This window comes from Variovorax paradoxus B4 (assembly GCF_000463015.1).
Lineage (GTDB): Bacteria > Pseudomonadota > Gammaproteobacteria > Burkholderiales > Burkholderiaceae_C > Variovorax > Variovorax paradoxus_E.
This window is the reverse complement of sequence record NC_022247.1, coordinates 2,460,440-2,481,229: the sequence shown is the minus strand read 5'-3', so window position 1 is coordinate 2,481,229 and position 20,790 is coordinate 2,460,440. Positions and strand designations below refer to the sequence as shown.

The 20,790-nt window shown below is 72.4% G+C and carries 5 protein-coding genes; all 5 read right to left on the bottom strand.

Translation table 11 applies throughout. The features are described from left to right. Positions 1-12: 12 nt before the first annotated feature. Genes VAPA_RS11450 through VAPA_RS11430 form a run of 5 tightly spaced genes read right to left on the bottom strand, consistent with a single transcriptional unit; the run spans position 13 to position 20,759 of the window. Positions 13-3,720 (bottom strand): hypothetical protein, encoded by a 3,708-nt coding sequence (locus VAPA_RS11450; RefSeq protein ID WP_021006936.1) that lies wholly within the window; start codon positions 3,718-3,720, stop codon positions 13-15. After that, entirely contained in the window at positions 3,717-7,751 is a 4,035-nt protein-coding gene (locus VAPA_RS11445; protein ID WP_021006935.1) for a hypothetical protein, read from the bottom strand. The genes VAPA_RS11450 and VAPA_RS11445 overlap by 4 nt, the downstream gene beginning before the upstream one ends. Next, complete coding sequence (locus tag VAPA_RS34465; RefSeq protein WP_021006934.1) at positions 7,751-8,770, bottom strand: hypothetical protein; 1,020 nt, start codon at positions 8,768-8,770, stop codon at positions 7,751-7,753. The genes VAPA_RS11445 and VAPA_RS34465 overlap by 1 nt, the downstream gene beginning before the upstream one ends. After that, complete coding sequence (locus VAPA_RS11435; protein WP_021006933.1) at positions 8,767-10,836, bottom strand: hypothetical protein; 2,070 nt, start codon at positions 10,834-10,836, stop codon at positions 8,767-8,769. Before VAPA_RS11435 ends, VAPA_RS34465 begins: the two co-directional genes overlap by 4 nt. Then, positions 10,833-20,759 carry a DUF6603 domain-containing protein gene (locus VAPA_RS11430; protein WP_021006932.1) on the bottom strand — a complete coding sequence of 3,309 codons (9,927 nt, stop codon included), beginning with the start codon at positions 20,757-20,759 and terminating at the stop codon, positions 10,833-10,835. Before VAPA_RS11430 ends, VAPA_RS11435 begins: the two co-directional genes overlap by 4 nt. Positions 20,760-20,790: the final 31 nt, after the last annotated feature.

The following is a 20,790-nucleotide window of genomic DNA, read 5'->3' as shown; positions in this document are numbered from 1 at the left end:
TCCTGTTCTTCCTCAAGTGGTGGTGACGTGCAGCGAACGCACGGCGACTTCGGGACGAGTCAGCGCCAGCTCCTGCAGGGTGGCGGGTGCGAGCGCGATGTCGGCGCCGGCCCGGATCACGGCCACCAGCAGGATCACGCGGTTGTTGGCCAGCGTGCCGGTAGCCAGGTCGAAGGTCGCGATGCCGGCGTGCGTGGCGTCCAGCGTCTGGCCGGCCAGCGTCTGGCGCCGCGTGGCGTCGGTGCTGCCGACGAAGCTCCAGCCGGCGCCGAAAGCCAGCGCGGTGGTGCCGGCGGCGGAGTTCAGCACCTCGTTGACCGCGCCGGTCCACGGCACCGGGTCGGTGAACCAGGTCGCGGTGTCGTTCCACTTGGCGCGGTGGTGCGGCTTGGGGTCGATCCACTGCAACAGCGTCACGCGCACGTCGGCGCCGTCGCGCGCGCCGAGTCCGCGGTGCTGCACCACGATGTCGACCTTGAGGGCGCCGCGCTTCAGCGCATACGAGGTGCGGCCCAGGTCGCCCTCGGGGATGTCGGGTGTGAGCTCGTACAGGTCGGCTTCGGTCGGCTTGCCGGTGCCCCAGGGCTCGCGCGTGGCATGGGCGCCGGTCATGTGCGTGTTCCAGAAGGCCGCGTTGATGCGCGCCACGCTCAGCGCCGGCATCGGCGGCGCGGGCGGCACCGTGGCCGGCACCGCCAGCACCGGCGCGCCATGGTCGCGCAGCACCTCGCTGAAGTACACGTCCCAGATGCCGTTGGCGACGATACGCGGGTCGCTGGTGCTGGAGCGCAGCGCGGCCTGGAAGCGGCGCAACTGCTCCTTCGTGCCGCGGAAGGGGTCGCGCCGCCAGGGCAGCGTGGACGGTGCGGGCATGGCGGCTGGCGCCTTGCGCGGGCGGATGTCGGGGCTGCTGTGCCAGGAGCGGTCGGTGACCAGGTCGCGCTTCTTCAGCACGCGCAGGTTGCCGTTGGGCGGCGTCACCAGAGGCGGCACGGCGTAGCGCAAATCGTCCTCGTGGATGCGCAGGTAGGTCCGGTCAGCCGCGGTCGGATCATCCAGCCGCAGCTCCCACACGCCGCGCGCTGCGACGCCCGCGCGCAGCAGGGTCACGCCGTTGAAGCTGTGGAAGGCCAGGTCTTCCACCGCCGCCTCGGGCAGGCCGTTGACGCGCTGCGTCCAGGCCCAGGTCGGCGCATCGGCGCCGTGGTCGGTGCGCACGCCCTGCCACACGCCCACCGCGGTGCCGGCCCACACCTCCAGCGGAAGCTCCGGCCGGCAGGCGATGGCCAGCACCGGCGCCGGCACGATGGCATGAAGACCGGTGGGATACCACTTGTCGGTGCCGTCGAACCAGAACAGCGTGTCGGTGTTGGGCATCGTCTTGTGGCCGATGGTGCCCACGTACAGCGCGCCCAGCGTGCCGTGCTGCGCGGGCGGCTGGCCGGGCGCCGGCGGCGCGTCGAGGTTGGGTGCCATGTCGGTCCATACCTCCGAGTCGAGCAGCGAGATCGGCAGGGGCGCGGGGGCAGGCGCGGGTGGCGGCGGGGGCGGCCGCTTCTTGGCCTTGCCCCCGGGCTCGGGGCTGGGCGGGATGCCGGGCGGGGTGGGCGGCGGGGTGTAGCCGGTCGGCACCACGTTCTGGTCCACCCACACGCCCGGGCCGCCGCCGTTGGGCGCGCCGGCGGCGCGCGAATAGCGCCGGATGCGCTGGTCGCACAGCACCCAGGCCACGTCGGGGCCCTGCCAGCGGCAGGCGGTGATCACGTTGCCGAGGCTGTCCTGCCCGGCGTTGATGACCGGCGGCGTGGCGGTCATGCCGGCCAGCGGGTCGGTCGCGGTGGGCAGCGTGACCCAGCTTTTGCCGAAGTCGTCCGAGTACCAGAGCCGCCAGGTGCCGATCAAGGTCTGGCTGAAGCTGGCCGGCACGCCCGCCGCCGGCGCGCTGCGCGTGTTGGCGATGTTGGCCGGCATCGAATAGAAGGCGGCGCCGTCGCGTTCGGAAGGCAGCACCAGGTTGCCGCGGGTCAGCGGGCCGGTGCCGCCGGTGGGGTCGCGGTTCCAGTTGCCCTGCACGTACTGCGCGAAGGACTCGCTCGGGTTGGCCGCGTTCAGGACGATGCCGCCGCCGTCGCCCATGTACTTCATCTTCCACACGCCGCTGGACATGCGCTGCACCGTGCCGTTGTCCTGCAGGCCGCTGAGGAGGTGCCCCTCGGCCATGGGATGGCAGGCCACGTAGTTGCTCTCGCTGATGCTCAGACCGTGGTTGCGCGGATAGAAGCCGGCCGGGCGGTCGGGCCGGTCGCTGCGGAACACGCCGCCGTCGCAGCCCGTCCACAGCGAGGTGCCGGCGTTGCTGAAGGCCAGCGCGTGCACGTCGGCATGCGCGCCCAGGCCGATGAGCGTGTAGCGGTTGGGCTGCCCATAGGTCAGGATGCCGGCGTTGGCGGGATTGGCCGCGACGTCGGCCACGGTGATCGCAGCGTTGTATTGGACTTGCTTGCCGTCCAGCTGCACGTCTTCCATGAAGCAGCCGCCCAGCACCACGCGGTTGGCGTTGTTGGGGTCGACTGCGATGGCGATGTCGTAGAAGCCCTGGTTGCGCAGCACGTCGGGCACGCCGACCACGCCGTGCGCCACCGGGTCGGTGCCGCTGGCCGGGTTGGTCACGCGGAACAGGCCCGCGGTGCCGGCGCCGCCGCCGTAGTCGTTGAGCAGCCACACCTGCGTCGGCGGGTTGGAGGCCGCCAGCGCGCCCCGCCGCGCGACGTAGGCCAGGCCCGCTGTCGCATCGACCGTCACCTTCTTGAAATTGGCGGTGCCGTTGGCGCGCACCCAGAGGCCGAAGTCGGGGCCATCCTTCACCCACACCCAGCAGCGCGCGGGCGACGTGCCGTTGGCCGCCGTCCAGAGGATGTCGGTGCAGGGCTTGTCCAGCGTGGCGAAGGGCGTGGCGGTGGGCCGGCCCCAGTCGACCTCGCCGGCGTGCGCCGCCGGGCGCTGGTACAGGCCGGTGAGCGTGGCCACCAGGATGGTGGCGCTCTCGGGGTCGCGCGCGAAGCGGTAGATGCCGTTGTTGACCAGGTGGTGGGCCTCGGGCTTCCACGGGTCGGCCGCGGCGCCGGGCTTGGCCGGCTTGTCGCCCACCAGGATGCCCACGCCGCCTTCCGAATCGCCGACGTGGCCCTCGGGGTCGCTGTTCACTTCGCCGGTGCCCAGGAACACGGTGTCGTCGCCTTCGTTGGTGCCGAAGATCACTTCGAGCGCACCGCAGGCGTTGCGCTGCGCGGGCCGGTTGATGCCCGCCGTGTTGGTCGGCGCCAGCCCGCCCACCGAGACCCAGCTGTCGCCACCGTTCTTCGAGTACCAGACACCGCCGTTGGCCGACGCCGCATAGATGCGCTGGCCGAGCTCGTGCACGCACAGCGCATTGATGCGGCCGGCCACGCGCGGGTTGCCTTCGGCCTGGCCGCCCAGCACGGTGGCCGGGCCCAGGTGCTGCCACACGAACTGGTCGCCCATGATTGGGGCGAAGGGTCCGGGTGCGCGCCCGCGTCGCGCCGCAGGAGGCAACTGCTGCGGCGTGCGGCTGGCGCGCAGTGCTTTCCCCAGATCGAGCGCGCTGCGCCGGCGCGAGTTGTAGCGGCTGCGCGCCGCCGGGTCGTCGCCGTCGCCCTCGTCGGCGTGCGCGGGCGCAATCGGCCATTCGTACCGGCTCATGGCTGCCCCTCCTTCGGCGCATCCGGCGCCACGCGGATCCATCCTTCGCGCAGTTCGGCCGGCGTGTCGGGCAGCAGCGCGGTCTGCGTCGCGGCCAGGATCGCGTCGGTGCGCCAGGTGGCGGGCGTGTCGCGCCACAGGAAGTTCTGGTCCTTGCCGAACACCGACACCTTGGGCAGGCGCACCTGCCCTTCCTTGTCGAGGTCGGTTTCCACCATCACCGGCCCGGTGCGCAGCGAGGGCGCGATGGTCGCGAGCCCCGGCCCGACCCAGTCGCGCGCCAGCTGCAGCGCCTTGCGCGGCAGCACGCCCGATGTGAGCGTGGCCTTGCCGGCCGGATGCATGAAGATCGTCAGCGTCACGCTCTGGCCGATGTGCAGCATCAGCGTGTCGGCGTCGTCGGTGCCGGCGATGTAGGGGTGCGTGATCGAGGTCCTGGGCGGCATGCCGGTCACGCTGGCGTACAGGCCCAGCTGCCCGCGGCTGCGGCCGGCCTCGGCGGCGGTGCCGGCAATGGCCTTGTCGACCAGGCGGAAGTGCGCATAGTCATCGTCCACGAAGAAGCCCAGCACGCCGTCGTCGCTGCGCGTGACCTCGCCGATGCGCACCGGGAAGGCGTGGCGCGCGGCCTCGCGCTCGGCGTCGACCCATTCCTCGGCGCGCTGCGCGTCGCTCAGGTCGATGTCGTCCGGCGGCCGCAGCTCCAGCTTGAGTTGCGCGCGCACCACCGCAATGGGCCGGCCCACCAGCCCGGCCACGTGCTCGCTGCCGAGCGCGGCAAAGCTGTCGACCGTCCACAGCGTGGTGTCGATGGCGCGCAGCAGGGCCGACAGCGCCGTCTCCTGCCCGCTGTCGGGCGCCAGCGGCGCGCCGGCGCGCGCGGCGGCATCGGCGGCCACCAGGCCGCTGGCGAAGCGGCCGAGCGCCTGCTGCGCTGGCGCCAGGCCGTACAGCGGGCCGGAGTCGGCCGGGCCTTCACGGCCGGCGGCAATCTCCCACATCACGCCGCCGCTCACCGGCTCGTGCAGCAGCTCGCCGATGGGCGAGCCGTCGACGCTGAACAGTTCCAGGCTTTCGTCGAGGTGGTCGGGCATCACGAAACCGGCCACCGGGTTCACCTGCAGTGTGGTGTCGATCTGGTCGACCCGCGCATCCACGCCCACGGTGCCGACCTCGGTTTTGGCGTCGACCAGCTTGAACTGCCAGCGCGCGGGGCGCATCAGCCGCGGCGCGACGGCCAGCGCATTGGGCCGCGCCGGCAGGGCGCTGCGCATGGGCACGGCCACCTGGCCCACCGGCACGTCCAGCGTACGGCCGAAGGCATCGAGCAGGCGCGCACGCGTCAGCGTGAGCGCGCCGGCCAGCAGCATGTGCGGCGGGGCGATGGGCGCCGGGTTGGCAATGCCGCCTCCGCTGGCCGGGCGGCGCAGGCCATCGGTCACGGCCAGGCCCAGCAGCTGGGTGCGCATGCCGTCCAATGCAGCCGTCACCACGTCGAGCTTGTCGACCGCGGCATCGAGCGTCTGGTACGCCGCCTCGGTGGCCTCGTCGACCTGGCCCGCGTGGATGGCGTCGAGCTTGTCCTCGGCCGTGAGCCAATCGGAGATCGCGCGGTGCAGGGTATGGGCCGCGCCGGTGGTGAGCAGGGCGCGTCCGCGCAACACGGTGCCGGCGCCCTGGCCCGCGGTGCCTTGGGTTTCGAGGTCAACGGCGCCGAGATGCCAGGCCTCCAGCGTGGGCGGGTCGATGCCTTCCACCTGCAGCTCCCACTCCAGCCACATCGGGATCCACGGCTGCGCCCAGGTGGTCACGCCCACCAGGTCGGGGTCCGCGCCCTTGTAGAGCGAGAGCTTGCGCGTCTCGTCCGCGACCATGCGCTGGTGCTGCTGCACGCCGGGTTCGATGGGCCGTTGCGCCGCCGCAGCAGCGCCGGCCCGCGCGGCGCGGGCCGTCTTGGGCGCGGCTGCGCTGCCCAGGAAGGCGGTGGCGCCGTCATAGGTGCCGTCCACGCCGAAGCGCAGCACCGACTCGGCCTTGAGCCGGTTGAAGATGCCGGTGCGCCCAGCCGCCGACGGCGCGACGGCATCGGCGATCCAGTCGTCGTGGTAGGGGTCGTGCAGCACCGCCTCACGCGCCAGCGTGAGCGCCTCGCTCGGCACCGAGCCGTTGCCGAGCGAACGCACGAAGCGGTCCTTGGCGATCACGCCGCTGATCTCCTGGATCACGTGCGTGGGCCAGCGGCAGGTGAGCGTGCCGGCCGCCGAGCCCCGCCCGTCGTTGCCGTGGCGCAGGCTGCGTGAGGCGCCGCGGATGGCCACCATCGGCTCGTCGGGAAAAGCGAAGCGCGCAGCGGGGCGCTTGACGATGCGTGATTCAGTCGGCGCCAGCACCTCGCCCACGCGCGAGCGGGCAATGTCGTTCACCCGCGCCGCGCTGGCGTTGATGAGCGTGGGCTTGGACTTGCTGGAATACACCGTGGTGCCGCCCACGGCCTGCGCCGCGCGCGGCGCACCCTCGCCCAGGCCCTTCTTCACCGCTTCCACATTCGCCGTCGCGCGTTGCCCACGGTACTTGCCCACCGCCATGCCGCCGGCGCCGCCGGTCTGCACGCGCTGCATATAGCGGTCGTCGCCGTCGATGCCGCCGGGCACCGAGGTGAAGGCGGCTGCGTGCTCGTGCTCTTCCAGTTCCACCAGGCCGTCGGGCGAGCCCAGGCGGTTGATCTTCTGCGCGGTGAAGGCGGTGAGCAGCCGCTCCGAAGCGCGCCGCTGTTCCGGCGTGGCCTGCGGCGCGGCCGACAGCGCGGCCAGCATCTCGTCCTCGTGCTGGCCAATGGCCACGCGCAGCGTGCCGGCCGATGGCCGACGGTCCACCGGCGCCGTGCCCGCCACCGGCACGCCATAGATCGCGCCATGCAGCAGCGACGAGCGCAGATGCCACGGCGGCGCGACGAAGCGGCGGCCGGCGTCGGCCGAGAAGGTCGACGCGGCGGTGAGCATCTGCACTTCGACGAAGGTCTTGTCGATGGGCGTGTAGGCCGGCGCAGGCGCGGCGACGGCCGCCGCCGCAGCCGCCACGCCGGTGCGCTTGACAGGCGCCGGAATGTCCAGCGGCCGCTTGCTCGACCAGCGCTCCTCGGTGGTCAGGCCCAGCGCCTTGCGCAGCTCGAACTGCGCGCGGTCCTGCTCCTGCGTCCACTTCTCGTCGCCCCACTCGTACAGCAGGCCCCAGCGCAGCCTGGCCAGCAGCTCGTCCAGGCTGTTGCTGCTGCGCGCCTTGTCCAGCGGGTCCAGCGCCGGGTCGCTCCACCAGCCGGCCACCACGTAGGCGGCGCAGTCCTCATCCACGCCCTGGGGCGCGAGCGCCGCCACGTCGGCCAGCGTGTCGTGGAAGGCGAAGCGGTTGAGCACCGCGTCGTACACGCCCGACCAGCTGATCGAGCCGCCCACGGTGCCGGTGAGCCGGCCGCGCTCGATCGTTTCGCCGGCGGGCACGGCGCTCTTGCTTCCGCCTTCCGTCCACGAGCCTAGCGGCACGGCGATGGCGCGGTCGGCCTCGAGCACCCAGCCCGTGGTCACCGCATTCTTGCTGCCGCGCGGCAATAGGATGCGCAGCACCACCCAGCGGTCGGGCAGCACCGGCAGCGCAAGGCGGTTGGCGGCGCCGTCGGCGCGCGTGGCGAGTGTGCCGCGCAGCAGCGCGTCGGGCATGGCCCAGTGCAGGTGCACGCCGGCCGGGCGCGGCGTGCCGGCGGCGAAGGGGTCGGGCATGCCGTCCTCGGGGTCTTCCACGCCCTTGCCGGTGGGGCCGGCCACCAGCATGGGCAGCCGCACCATCGGCTCGGCGCTGCCGGGCTGCACATAGAGCGCCTGCACGTTCATCGGCACCAGCAGGCGGTGCTCGCGCAGCAGGTACTTGTCCCAGGTGGAGATCTCACGCACGTCCAACTGCGCGCGGTCGGCGGCGAGGAAGCGCTTGCCGTACGTTAGCTGACGCACGTCCTCGGCAGCAAGCTTGAGTTGCGTGGCCATTACGAATTCACCTTCGCAGTCAGCGTGTTCTTCCACTCGCTCAAGGGCAGCGTGACCTTGAACTGGTCGAGCCCGTAGAACTTCTTGCCCTCCAGGTCCTTCGGGTCGCCGAACACTTGGCGGAAGGGAAAGCGCAGCATCTGCAGCGCGTACTCGTTGGGCTCCAGCGTACCGCCCGAATTGGGCGCCTTGTCCGCCTGGCGCTTGCGCAGCTCGGCCAGGTTGATCACGCCCGGCGCATTGCGGCGGAACGGCACGTTGACCGAGTTGTTGGCGCCGAGCGGCGCCGAGGGCGGCACCGGGTTGCCGTTGTTGCAGTCGCGCAGCTGCACCTTGGCCACATGCTGGCCCGGCTGCGCGCCGTCGGCCAGCCGCACGCCGAACTGGATGCCCTGGCGCGGCTCCTCGATGTGCACCACGGCCGGCACGCCGTCGAACAGCACCAGCAGCACGGCCGGCGCCAGCCGCTCCAGCCGCAGCACCTTGAGGCGGCTGGGGTCGGACTCGGCCGCGGTGGTCAGCGCATCGTCGGGCAGCAGGTCGCGCGAGTAGGCGCGCACATGCAGGTTGGGCCAGCCCGACACCAGCCGCGAGCGCATGACGAAGCCGGTGATCGTGCCGCCATCGCCGGCCAGCTTCTTCTCGGCGCGCGGCTCGCGCACGTAGCGCTCGGCCGTGTCGACCTCGTCGCGGATGTGCGGGTAGACGGCCTCCAGCTGCGCCCGGTCGGCGCTGGAGATGGTGCCGATGCTCAAGGCGCCCTGCACCAGCGCGTCGGTCCAGGCGCGGTCGATGTAGAAGAAGCGGATGGTCTCGATCGGCAGCAACTGCGCATCGGGCACCAGGTAGTTGAAGGGCACGCCGTGCAACAGCCGCAGGCGTGCCATGAAGCGGCGCAGCTCGCGCGGCACCACGTTGTCGCCGTCGTCGGGATCGTGGTCGGTGACGTAGGCGGCGTAGTTCAGCGCGGCGGCCTGCGCCGCGTCGATCGCCATGGCGGCGTCCATGAAGTTCTTCATTGCTCGCGCTCCTCTTGCTCGTCGCCGTCGGCCTGCGTCTCGGCGCTTTCGATGAGTTCGTCCAGCGCATCGCGCTGCGGGGGCGGCGCGGCGCCGGCACCGCGCTGTGCGCGCGGCTGCGGGGGCGACACCACCTTGGCCGCCGCCGGCATCGCCACCGACAGCGCGTGGCCCAGTTCAGTCTGCAGGGCACCGCGCAAGATGGTCACGGCCTTGTCGTCGATCTTCATCACGCCGCCCTTGCTGGCAATCGGCACGGCGCTCCGGGCCAGGGCCGCCACCATGCCGATCTGCTCCCCGGTCTTCTTCAGCACGGCCAGGTCCAGGCCGAGCCCGGCAGCGACCACCGCGTCGAGGTCGCCTTCCATCTTGATGGCGCGGCCGGGGTCGGCCACGGGCCGGCGCGGGCCGAGGATCTCGTCGGGGTGCCTGGCCATCTCTCCGATGGCCTGGATCGCCACGTAGCGCCCCAGGTCCACGTAGCCGGCCGTGAGCACGGGCAACTGGTAAGGCAAGGCCCGCGCCAGGATCTCGCGTACACGGCCCGCACCGAACTGTTCGCTGCGAAAGCGCATCGAGGCCGACACCACCGACAGTTGCGACAAGGCCAGCAGCCGCCCGATCTCGAAGGCCGAGGCCAGCGACAGGTCTTCGCGCCCGTCCGGCACCACGCGCCGCAGCTGGTCGGCCGAATGCGCCAGCGGCGCCATGCCCTGCCCCGGGTCGCGCTGGGTCGGCAGCGGCACGCAGGGGCCGCGGTACCAGGCGCGCACCGGGTCGCCGCGCCGCGTGCGGTGGTCCAGGCCGATGTGGCCGGTCTGCACCACCTCCGGCCCCAGGCCGGGCTTGGGCGGCGCCTGCGGCGGCACCTCCGGCACGGTGCCCAGCAGGCCGACGTCCAGGTCTTCCATCAGGCTTTCGAAGGTCGCGCCCTCGTTGATGGTGAAGGACCAATGCGCCAGCACCGGAAAGCGCAGCACCTTCTCCATCGCAAAGGCCTGGATCGGCAGCCTGAAGCCGATGCCCATGGCGTCGCGCACCAGCATCTTGGCGTCGGGATCGCGCGCGGCCATCTGCACCGCCTGGCCGGCCTGCATGCCGCCCCACTGCTGCGAGACCGAGGCCTGCGCCATCGACTTCGAGCCGTCGAGCGTGCTGCCCACCTTGGCCGCGGCCTGCTGGCCTTGCGCAGCGGCAGCCTGCAGCGCGCGCGCGGGAGCGGAAGCCGCGCGCGCGGCCGCATGCTGCACGTTGGCCGCCACCGGCAGCGCGATCCCGCCCAGGTCGACGTTGCCCATCACCCGCGGGTCGGGGCCGACATCGGGATCGATCTGCGCCAGTGCCGACCAGTCCTGCGCCAGCGCCCACTCGAAGCTTTCGTTGAAGGGCTCGGGCGGCGGCAGCGCGCCGAGCTGGCCCTCGATGTTGATCAGGCAGGCCATGTAGCGCACCGCCTTGTTGTTGGCCTGGTCGAACACCGGCAGCCGGTTGGCCAGCACCACGGCCAGCCAGCCGTCGTCGTCGCCGATCGCCAGCTCGGTGTCGCTCACGTCCACGTGCCGCACGTGCGTGAGCAACTCCAGGTCCTGCTGGCAGGGAAAGATCTTCTTCACCACCGACTCGGTCACCGCCAGGTACAGGCCCTCCTGCACGTCCTGGTCCGACGGGTCGAGCAGCGTGGTGCCGGGCGTCACGCAACTGGCGACCGCGGTGGCGGTGGAGAGCGCCGCCTCGCCCTCGGCCACCACCACCAGCGCGAGCCAGGGCGTGGCCGAAGGCTGGATCTGGCCGGCCGGATTGCGCTCCCACGGCAGCGTGCGGCGCTTCAGCACGATCTGCGGCAGCCGGTCGGCAAAGGCGCCCTCGGCATTGGCCGGCGGGAAGGTCGACAGGATCTGGTCCGTCGGCATGGTGTAGCGCGGCGCGGAGACCGTCACGTGCGTGGTCTCGGCCACCGCGTCGAAAGGCAGGCCGGTGTGCTCGGAGACGAGCTGGTACTTGCCGGCCGTGACCTGCGGCAGCACGTTCGAGTGCAGGATGAAGTGGCCGATCTTGGGCGTGGTCATGCGTGGACTCCCTTGCGGCGGCCCTTGCCGCCGCGTGTCGCGGGCCGGGCGGGTGGGCGCGTGGAACGTTCGATGGGCTTCATGGGCAGCCGGGTGCTGGCCAGCACCTTGGCTGCGCGCCGTTCGGTCGGTGCGCGCACCGGTCCCTGCCATGCGAGCTGGCTGGGCGGCGCGCCTTCGGCCGCGGCGGCCATCGGCCGGATGGCCGCGTTCAGGCCGCGCGCCGACACCAGCGCCACCGCGCCCGTGGCATCGAGCTGGGCCGAGCCCATCACGCCCACCAGCGACCAGCCGTCCTGAGTGGCGATGCTCACCGTTACCGGCTTGCTTCCATCCGCAACGACGTCATAGGCCAGCACGCTGCGGTTCTCCATGGCCAGCAGCACGGGCGGGCGCTCGTTGCCGGCGGCGTCCTGTGCGCGCTCGGCGCCGTCCAGGCCCATCACCAGCTGGCGGCCGTCGGCCGGGTCGCCGAAGGCGCTCGGGTCGTCCAGCACGATAAGCACGGTGCGCAGGGCTTCGGCGAAGGTGGTGGTCACGGTGCTGACGCCGCGCGCCAGTTCCGCGCCGCCGACCCAACCGGCGTCGAGCCGTTCGCGGTGCAGCTTCAGCGGCTCGCCGTTCGACTTCACCACGCAGCCGGGCGCCACCGCGCTGGACCAGCCGGCGTAAGGCATCTGCATGCCGGCATGCCAGCCGGCCAGCCCGGCATCGCGCGCGGCGGCAGCCTGTGTGCTCTGGCCGATGGCCACGATGCGCTCGGTGCCCGCCACGATCTCGATCGCCCCCGGCAGGCCCGCCGCATCCGGCCCCACGAGCCGGTCGGCCAGCAGGTTGCCGCCCAGGCCCAGCAGCACAACACGCGACGGCGCGCTGCCCACGCGCAGACGCGGACGCTCGCCTTCCATGGCGGCATCGGCCAGTGCGTTGGGCATCTTCAGGATGACGGTCTGGCCCGGCAGCAGCGTGGCGCCGGGGCCGGCGGCGGCCGCCGCCGCCTTGGCAGCGCGCGCCGACTTGGGCACCGGGGGCGCCGTCTGGCCCGCGACCAGCGCGCTGCTGAAGCCGCCCAGCATCGACGCTTCCGCGCCGGTGCGCGACACCATCGCGGGCGCCGCATGGCCCACCGCGGTGAGCGGCACTTCGACCATGCCGATCACGGTCTGCTGCCGCCCCGTGGCCGCGCGGGCCGCCTGCGGCTCGGCCAGCACGAGGCGCGCCGCGATCGACTTGCTGCGCTCGGCTTCCACCGAAGCCAGCGTGGGCGGCGTCTTGCGCCAGCCCTTGGCCGAGCCCTTGACCGTGGTGCGCGTGGGCGCGACCACGCGCAGGTCCACCGTGGCGCCGGGCAGGAAGCCGACCGCGACCGGTGCATCGACGAAGTGGTCGTACACCTTGCCTTCGCGGCCCGGCGCCACCACCGGAATGACCGTGCCCGGATCGCCCTGCAGCCCCTCGGCCAGCGTGCCCATCCGCGGCGGCGACTGGCGCTCGCCGCGCAGCGATGCCTTGGCAGTGGGCGTGGCCGTGAGGTACTTGCCGGCCTGCTGGAAGGCCGCCGACACCGTGGCCGGCGCGGTGACGAGCCCGGCCACCGCCTGCGCCTGCGACTTGATCAGGTTCACGTCCACCGTGCGGCGCGAGAAGGGCAGCGGCTTGCGCACGCCGGGCACCACCTGGTAGTACGGAATCTCCGGCCCGGGCACCGATTCCTTGCCCACCGAGACCAGGTCGAGCTCGTTGAGCGCCTCGATCATCTCGGCCTTGGGCACCTTGCGGTTGTTCGCGTCCTGCGCCGGCCCCCACACGCCGACCGGGAAGCTGCCGAAGGGCCGCGCCGTGGCCGTGAACGGGAAGGTCTGTGTGCCGTTGCGCTTCCAGGTGAGCTGGATGCCCGGCTGCAGGTTGGCCTTGTCCATGGGCGCCACGCCAATGGCGCGGCTGGCCGCGTGCTGCGAGGTGGACGTCATGCCGGCCGGCGGCTGCACCCGCGTCACGCTGGTGGCCGGCACCGTGCTGGTGAAGGTGAGCGTGAACTCGGCCACCACCACGAAGGGCCGCGCGGACGAGCCGTCGGGCGTGGACTGCTCGCCCTTGGCCGGCAGCGCGCCCAGGCCGGTGATGAGCGCATGCGGCCGCGCGGCGCCGTTGTCGGCCGCCTCCAGGTACTTGGTGATGAAGGCCGGGCCCGGCAGCGGCTGCTTCTGTGCCTTGTCGGATTCGCCGAAGGACACCGTGAGCTCGATCGGCCCGATCTCGAACGTGGCGGTGCCGTGAAAGTCCGGCCCCGCCACGTCGATGCTGGCGCCCAGGCTGATCGAGATGGTGACCTCGCCGAAGATCCAGGTGTCGATGGTCACGCCCGCCGCGATGCGCGCATAGGCATCGACGTGGTAATGGAAGGGGTCGAAGAAGACGATGCCGTTGCAGCCGAACTTCACCTCGGCCCAGGCCGGCCCGAAATGTGCAGAGGCCTCGAAGGCACCGCCGGCCATCAGCGCCTCGGAGGTCAGCGCGAAGTAGCTCTCTGCCTTGATGACGATGTTGTCGGACACGCTCCAGCGCAGGCCCAGGCGCGGCACCACCGGGTAGCCGTCGCGGTGGAAGTCGGGGTGGTAGCCGCCCAGCGTGAGGACGAACTCGCCCTTCTTCTCGCCCTTGAACCAGATCACGTAGGCAAAGCCGCCGGTAAGCTTGACGTCCTGGTACAGCAGCCAGGAGTTGTCGGTGAGCTGGCCCTGCACCCACAGCACGCCCTCGCTGCTGGAGAAGCGCACCAGCAGCGCCAGCTCGATCGACACCAGCGCCACCTGAGGCCTGGGCAGCGCCATGCGCGCCAGGCCGAGCAGGTTGATGTCCAGCCCATCGCCCACTTCCACCGCCACCACGGCAATGCCGTCGACCAGCGCGAAGCTGTTGAACGAGAGGCCGGCCGCGAACCAGAAGCTGCCCTTCTGCATCGGGAAGTAGGCGCCCAGCTTGCGCAGCTGGTCCATCGGGTTCTGCGGCTGCGCGGCGATGTCCAGCGCCTGGATCAGCGGGTAGTCGCCGAACCTCGAAAGATCCGTCGGCACGATCAGCTCGCGGTTGATGCCAAAGCCGCCGCCGATGCCGGTGAGGAAGAAGGCCGGCGGCCCGCCGATGGGGCCGTTGACCGCGCCCACCGCGAAGAAGGCGGTGAACTTCTCTTCGCTGCCCGCCACCTTGCCTTCGCCATAGCCGCCATACAGCGTGATGCCGTACACCGCGAAGCGCCCGAGCAGCATGCCCAGGTACTCGATGCCGGCGGGCGTCTGCTGCTTGAGCAGGCCACCCGCGATCGTGAGGCCGGCCATGTTGGCCGACACCGCCAGGCCCGCCAGGTCGACGTGCCAGTTGACCGGGTTGAAGAAGTCGCCGCGGCTGGCCAGGTAGGTGATCTGCAGGTCGTCCACCGCGCAGCTCAGGCCGAACATCGAGACCGAGCCGTCCATCAGCAGCGAGACGCTGCTCACCTTGCCGCCGGGCATGGTCGCGCCAAAGCCCACCTGCTCCAGGTACAGCGGGCCGAAGCCCTTCTGGATGGCGATCCACCAGGGGCCGTCGCCATCGCCGGCACGCAAGCCGACATGCACCGGCTGGCTGCCGTGTTTCTGGATGGCCAGCGCCGGCGAGAAGGCCGGCTTTGGCGGCGTCGGGCCGGTGTCCTTCATCACGCCCTGCGCGATGCCGTTGTCGCCCTGCGCGCCGCCCGCCGACACCGCCAGGTTGGAGAACTGCAGCTGCACGCCGCCGCTCAATTGCTCGGCCGGCGAAGCGCCAAAGGCGATGCGCGCGAACACATGCAGCGCGATCGTCTCCAGCGTGAGCCCCAAGTCCAGCAGCGGCCCCGAGCTCTTGCCCACGCGCAGGCCCACGCCGTTCACCGCCAGGCTGGGCGTGAAGCGGATCTGGCCGGTGGTGGGCAAAAAGCCGACGAAGATGCCGCCGTCGCCCGGCGGGTTGCCCTCGATCCATGAATCGTCGTTCTCCAGCCAGAGCATCACGTCGCCCGTGAGCAGCGGGAAGCGCCCGTCGATGCCCAGTTGCAGTCCGATGATGTTGTTGCTGTCCTTGGTGAACGAGAGGATGAAGTCGCCCAGGTCGATCGAGATGCCGGCCGCGGCGATGTTGCCGAACAGCTTCTGCACGCGCAGCAGCAAGGTGGCCGGGTCGAACATCCCGTCGATCAGCTGCGTCGGGTTGGCCTGGTCGCGCAGCACCACGCCGCGCATCATGTTGCGCACCGTGGTCGCGCCGACGGCGGTGTTCAGCAGCTGCGTGACCGCGGGCTGCGCCATCGCCACGCTGGCGACCAGGTCGCACACGGCTTCCACCACACGCAGCGCGACCTTGCCCGGGTCGTCGTCGCCGGGGCCGGCCACGTTGGCGCCGTCGATGGCCACCAGGCTCACCTGGTGCGTGTCCAGCAGCCACTGCAGCGCGAAGCGGTGCGTGTCGTCCACCGCCATGCCGATGACCACGCGCCGGTCGAGCAGCGGCGCGCTGCCGGCCGCCACGGTGACGAAGGGGCGCAGTTCCACGCCGCCGGCATCGATCGTGGCGGGGCCGGCGGTGACGCTGACCTCGTCGATGCCGGTGTCCGACAGCGCGAGCCGGAAGCTCATGCGGTCGATGCCCGGCACGGCGATGTCGTGGCCCTCGAGCGCGACCACGCCTTGCGTCAGGTCGAGTTCCAGCTCGAAGCCGCCGATGGCCACCATGAGCAGGCCGGGCGCGGAACTGGCGCTGACGGCCGCCGGCAGGAAGCTGTCGAGCAGCGGTGCCAGTTCGGTGATCAAGGTCGCGCCGATGGAAGGCAGCGCGCCGACCAGCTTCTCGGCCGGGTGCACGCCCCAGTCATGCAGCAGCGCGCCGTCGAACTTCGCGGGCGCGCCGCTGCGCATGGCCAGCGCATCGCCCACCTTGGCGACCAGCGGCCCGACCGGCGCGGGCGATTCGGCCAGCTTGTCGAACAGGAAGGGCAGCGCCGCTTCGACCGCGGCCGCCAGTGAACCCAGGCCCGCGAAAGGCACGATGGAGATGTCGGCACCGCTGGCCGGACGCAGGAACACCTCGATGCCGCCCGCACCCAGCCGCGCATGTACCGCTTGCTTGCCGGAAGACGACGCACCGGTCAGGCCCAGGAACATTTCCATCCCCAGCGCGGGTGCGCCGCCGGGGTGGATGGTGAGGCTGGCGCCCGCGCCCGCCGCAAGGCGCCCGGCCCCGCCGCCGGGTGCGGTCCAGGCGCTCGCGTCCACGTCCAGTGCCAGCCTCGCGCCGGCACCGGCCGGTGCCACGCTGAAGCTGATGCCGCTGCCGATGGCCAGCGGCGAGCCGTTCGCGCCGCCCACCCCCAGCAGCGGCCGCAGGGCATCGAACAGCGACTGGATGCGCGCCGGGTTGGCGCCCACCGAGGCCGCACTGCGCAGGTAGCCGGCCGGGTCGGCCAGCAGCCCGGCCAGCGGGCGGATGCGGCGCTGTGCGTCCCCCGCCGCGCCGGTGAGCAGGCCGAAGGCATCGAGCGCCGCGTCGATGACGGGCTTCACGCTGGCGTCGGCGCGCCGCATCATCTCCAGCGCCGCATGGCCTCCCAGGCTCGGGGCGCTGCGCGCCAGCGCGCGGGCGATGGCCTGCGGCTCGGGGTTGGGCCACAGCGAGATGTCGTCGACGTTGCCGCCGGCCTGGTGCCAGCGCAGGAGGATGTGCAGCGGATCGAGCGCCAGCACCAGCTGCAGCTTGCCGGTGGACACCGGCGCGTCCATGCCGAAGCGCAGTTCGCCGCCCAGGCCGGCCGGCGAGGCGATCACGTCCGCATGCCAGCCGAAGCGGCCGCTGCCGTCGCTGCCGCCGCTCACGTGCACCGTGCGGGACAGCAGGTCCACGCTGGCCGACAGCGGGCCGAGCAGCACCGAAACGGCGTCCGATATGTCAGCGCCGGCCGCCGCCATGCGCTGGCGCAGCAGGCCGCCGGGGTCGTGCAGCAGCTGGTCGAGCGCATCGCCCGCCAGGCCGCCAGCCGGGTCGCCCAGGCCCAGCGCCCCCAGCAATGCATCGAGCGCGAGCGAGGCGCTGGAGCTGATGTCGCCCGCATCGACACTGATGCGCTGCACGGCCGCGGCCAGCAGCACGCGCGCCTCGGGCAGCAGCGGCACCGCGCCTTCGCCGGTGCCCAGCACCAGCCGTTCCCACGACTGGCCGAACACGCGCGCATCGTGCAGCGTGACGGTGGCGGTGCCGGTGGCGGCGCCGTCCAGCGGCAGCTCGATGTCGGCGCTGACGGCGCGCAATTCCAGGCCGGGGTTGGCGCACAGCCAGCCGGTGCGGTCGCCCACGCGCAGCTGCACGCGCAGGTGGCGGCCGGTGTCGATGCCGCCCGCCAAGTCGAACTTGAACAGGCGCAGCAGCGCGCTGCCGCTGATCGACAGGCTGCCGGTGGAGGTGGGCGCCACCAGCAGGCGCAGGCCGGCCTGCACGCCGGTGGGCCGGGGCAGCGCGGTCTGGGCGCGGATGCGGGCGCGCTCGGCCAGGCCGGCGGCCACGATGGCGGTGATGGCGCGCGCCACCTGGCTTTGGGTCACCACGCCGAACACGGCGTTGACGGCCAGCCCGGCGCGAGGCGCGGGCGGCAGGTCGTTGGGCACGCGCAGGTCGTCGCCGGGGTCGATGCGGTCCGACAGTTCCATCATCGAATCGACGAGCGCGCGGCCCAGCGACAGATCAGCGTCTTCGGGTTCGTCGTCCGGCCCTGTCGGCGGCGACGGCAGCAGGCGGTTCAACAGGCGCAGCGCATCCGCCGTCGGCTGGGTGGAGATGGCGGTGAGCGCGATGGGCGACAGCGGCGTGCCCAGCGTGACCAGGTCGGTCACCTTTGGCTGCGCCTGGGCCGCGAGCCGCGCCGCATGCCCGGCGCCGGCCAGCGCCACCACGGCGATGTCGTTGCTGACACCGGCCAGCGCATCCAGCACGCGGGCCAGGCGCGCGGCCTGCTCGGGCGTGCCGTCGGTGCTGCTCGCGGCGGCGCGGCAGTCGGCGCGACTGCCGAGCACGACGAACCAGTCGCCGGTGGCCGCGACGGGCGCGGCGAACATGGATGCGTCCAGGTGCGGCGTGCCGAGGTTCACGCGGCGGCCGGCCGGCGCCAGCGGCCACGCGTTGGCGCCGAGCGCGATGTACACGGTGGTGGTCGGCACGCGGCCGGTCAGGTCCTGCAGGTCGAGCTGATCCAGCAGTTGGCCGGCCGCGAAGCCGGCGTGGTCGACGTTCACGCCCGCGGGTGCGGCGGCCGGCGGCGCGATGCGCCCGTCGCCACCCAGCCAGCGCAGCGCCAGCGCGGTGAGGCCACCGGCCACGTCGCGGTCCTGGACCAGTTCGCGCACGTCGGTGGCCACGCGCGCTTCGGCTTCCAGGCCGGCCGCCAGTGCCTCGGGCGGCAGACCCTCGCCACCCGGCCGCCAGCGGCGGATGGACTCGGGCGCGGCCACGATGCGCGGCGCCAGGCCCGCCGGCGGCAGCCACACGGCAATGTTCGGCAGGCCGTCGCCGATCGCCAGGCGGTACGGGTCGTCCGGATGGCCGGTGCCGACGACGATGCCCTGATTGGCGCCGCTGCCGACAAACAGGTCGCACAGCAGCGACAGCACCTCGGGGCCGGCTTCGCTGAGCGCCAGCTGCGGCAGCCAGGCCGCCAGCGCCTGCGCCGGGTCGGCCACCAGCTCGGCCAGGCGCAGCCGCGCATCGGCGTCGGCCACGCCGGCGGTGCTGGGCGCGTCGGTGCTCCAGCCCAGCGCCTTGACCGTGTCGCCGAACACGCCGCCCAGCAGCCGGCCCAGGTAGCCGACCAGGGCCTCCACGCCGTCCCACGCGACAGGCGGCAGCGTGACGTTGCCGTCCGCGCCGATGACCGGCATGGCGATGGGCACGCCGAGGTCGCCCAGCGCCAGTTGCAGATCGGGCGCGGCCACGCTGGCCGACATGCCGCCAGCCGGCGTCCAGCCCAGGCGCAGGCCCACGCCACGTGCGGTGAGCGCGGTGCCGTCGCCCAGCGGCAGCGTGACGCGCGGCGGGCTGACGCCGCGCTCGCGCGCCGAGAGGACGCCTTCCACGCCGGGCAGCAGGCTCGCGGTCTTCGTTTGCAGGTTCAGCGTGGCGAGCGTGGCGGCGATGCGCGTTTCGATGACGGTGCAGCGCTGGCCCAGTTGGTCGACGCTGGTGCCCACGGCCAGGCCGATGGAGACGACCGGCCCGTCGGCGCTGAACTCCAGCGCCAGGGGTCCGATGAGTGGCACGCGCCAAGGGTCGAGCGCGCTGCCCGATCCCAGGATGGCCGAGGCAGCCGAGCCCGCATCGGCGATGAGGTTGCGCAGCTCGGCCAGCACCTGCGTGGCGGCCGAACCCGCGGCGGCGAACAGCTGCTGCCAGTAGCCGCCGATGGCCTCGACCGGGTTGGTCATCAGCGCGGGCAGCGTGATGGCCGTCACGCCGGCGGGCGCATCTAGGCCGATCAGCAGCCGCACCGCCGGCAGCGCGCCGCCGAGGTTGCCCAGCAGTTGCGCGGCCACGTCGCTCACCGTGTTGCCCACCGCGTCCATCACTGCGTCGGGCGAGGTGAGGTCCAGCGTCGGATAGCTGTGCGAGCCGAGCACCACGCCGTCGGCGGCCAGCACGAAGGTCAGGCGCCGCTGCGCATCCAGCGCGAAGCCGACGCGCAGCGTGTCGGCGCGCGCGACCGGCGGACCGGCCAGGTCGAGCACGCGCGCACCCGCGTTGCCGGCGGCGGCCCACACGCCGAACTGCGGCAGCGCGCGCGCGGCGCCGGTGACCAGATCGACGTCGAACAGGTCGGCGCGTGCCTCGACGCGCTTGCTCGCATCGCCCAACACGAGGCCCAGCGTGGGCGTGAGCCGCGCGTTGCCGGTGGGGCCGGTGTCCACGCGCAGGTTGACCTGGAGCGCCGCGCCGCCGCCCAGGGCGAAGCTCACCGGCTGGCCCGGCGCGGGCGGCGCCACGCCGAACAGGCGCGCCAGGTAGCCCAGCCACTGGTTGCGGCTGGCGGCGTTGGTGATCAGGCCGTGCAGCCATTGGGTGATGGCCTGCACGCCTTGCGTGGGCAGCAGGGTGATCGGGAAGTCGGGAATCGCGTCGCCGCTCTTCAGGCCCAAGAGGCCGCCGATGGCTGCGATCACCGAGTTGGCGGGCTGCGAATCGGCCTGCGACTTGACGAGCGCGAGCACCAGGTCGAGCAGTGCATCGTCCAGTTCGTCCACGCCGTCGGCCGCCACGCGGATGTCGCGCGGACTGGTCGCGCCCGGCAGCTGAAAGCCGGTGAGGCTGAGGCCGAACACCGGGTCCTTCGGGTCGCCGGGGCGCGTGGGCAGGTCGACCTCGATGCCGATGGCGCCCAGCCGCGCCTGGCCCGGCACCGGCGGCCCGCCGTCGATGACGATCTCGGTCGCCAGGCGGATGCGCCCGCCGTTGGAACCCAGCAGCAGCGGGTTGGAGACCGAAGGGCCACCATCCTTCTTCGCCCGGAACAGGGGCACGGCCAGCGAGCTGTTGGACTCCACCGCGCCGCTGGTGCGGACCGACAAGGCGACGCCGATGTGCAGGGTGTTGTCGGCCGCCTGCTCGTCGACCGTGACCGACACCGTGAGGTCGGGGTCGTCGATGTGCACGATGGGCAGCCACACCACGCCGCGCGGATCGGTGCTGCGGTCGGCGCCGCCCATGGCCTCGTCGACGAAGGCGATCAGCGCCTGGCGCTGGTCGGGGTTGGAGAGCATCTTCTTGAGCGAGGCCTCCGGCTGGCCGAACCATGCCGGGTTCGGCTCACCGTCCTCGAAGATGCCCAGTGCTTCGGCCAGGTTGCCGAGCACGCCCAGGTCGTCAGTGGCGAAACTCATTGGGAAACCTCCATGCTTCGCACTGCGGTGC

Bases quoted from the DNA above. Each gene is read 5' to 3' on its own strand.
- VAPA_RS11450 (WP_021006936.1), bottom strand. From the start codon at position 3,720: ATGAGCCGGTACGAATGGCCGATTGCGCCCGCGCACGCCGACGAGGGC.
- VAPA_RS11445 (WP_021006935.1), bottom strand. From the start codon at position 7,751: ATGGCCACGCAACTCAAGCTTGCTGCCGAGGACGTGCGTCAGCTAACG.
- VAPA_RS34465 (WP_021006934.1), bottom strand. From the start codon at position 8,770: ATGAAGAACTTCATGGACGCCGCCATGGCGATCGACGCGGCGCAGGCC.
- VAPA_RS11435 (WP_021006933.1), bottom strand. From the start codon at position 10,836: ATGACCACGCCCAAGATCGGCCACTTCATCCTGCACTCGAACGTGCTG.
- VAPA_RS11430 (WP_021006932.1), bottom strand. From the start codon at position 20,759: ATGAGTTTCGCCACTGACGACCTGGGCGTGCTCGGCAACCTGGCCGAA.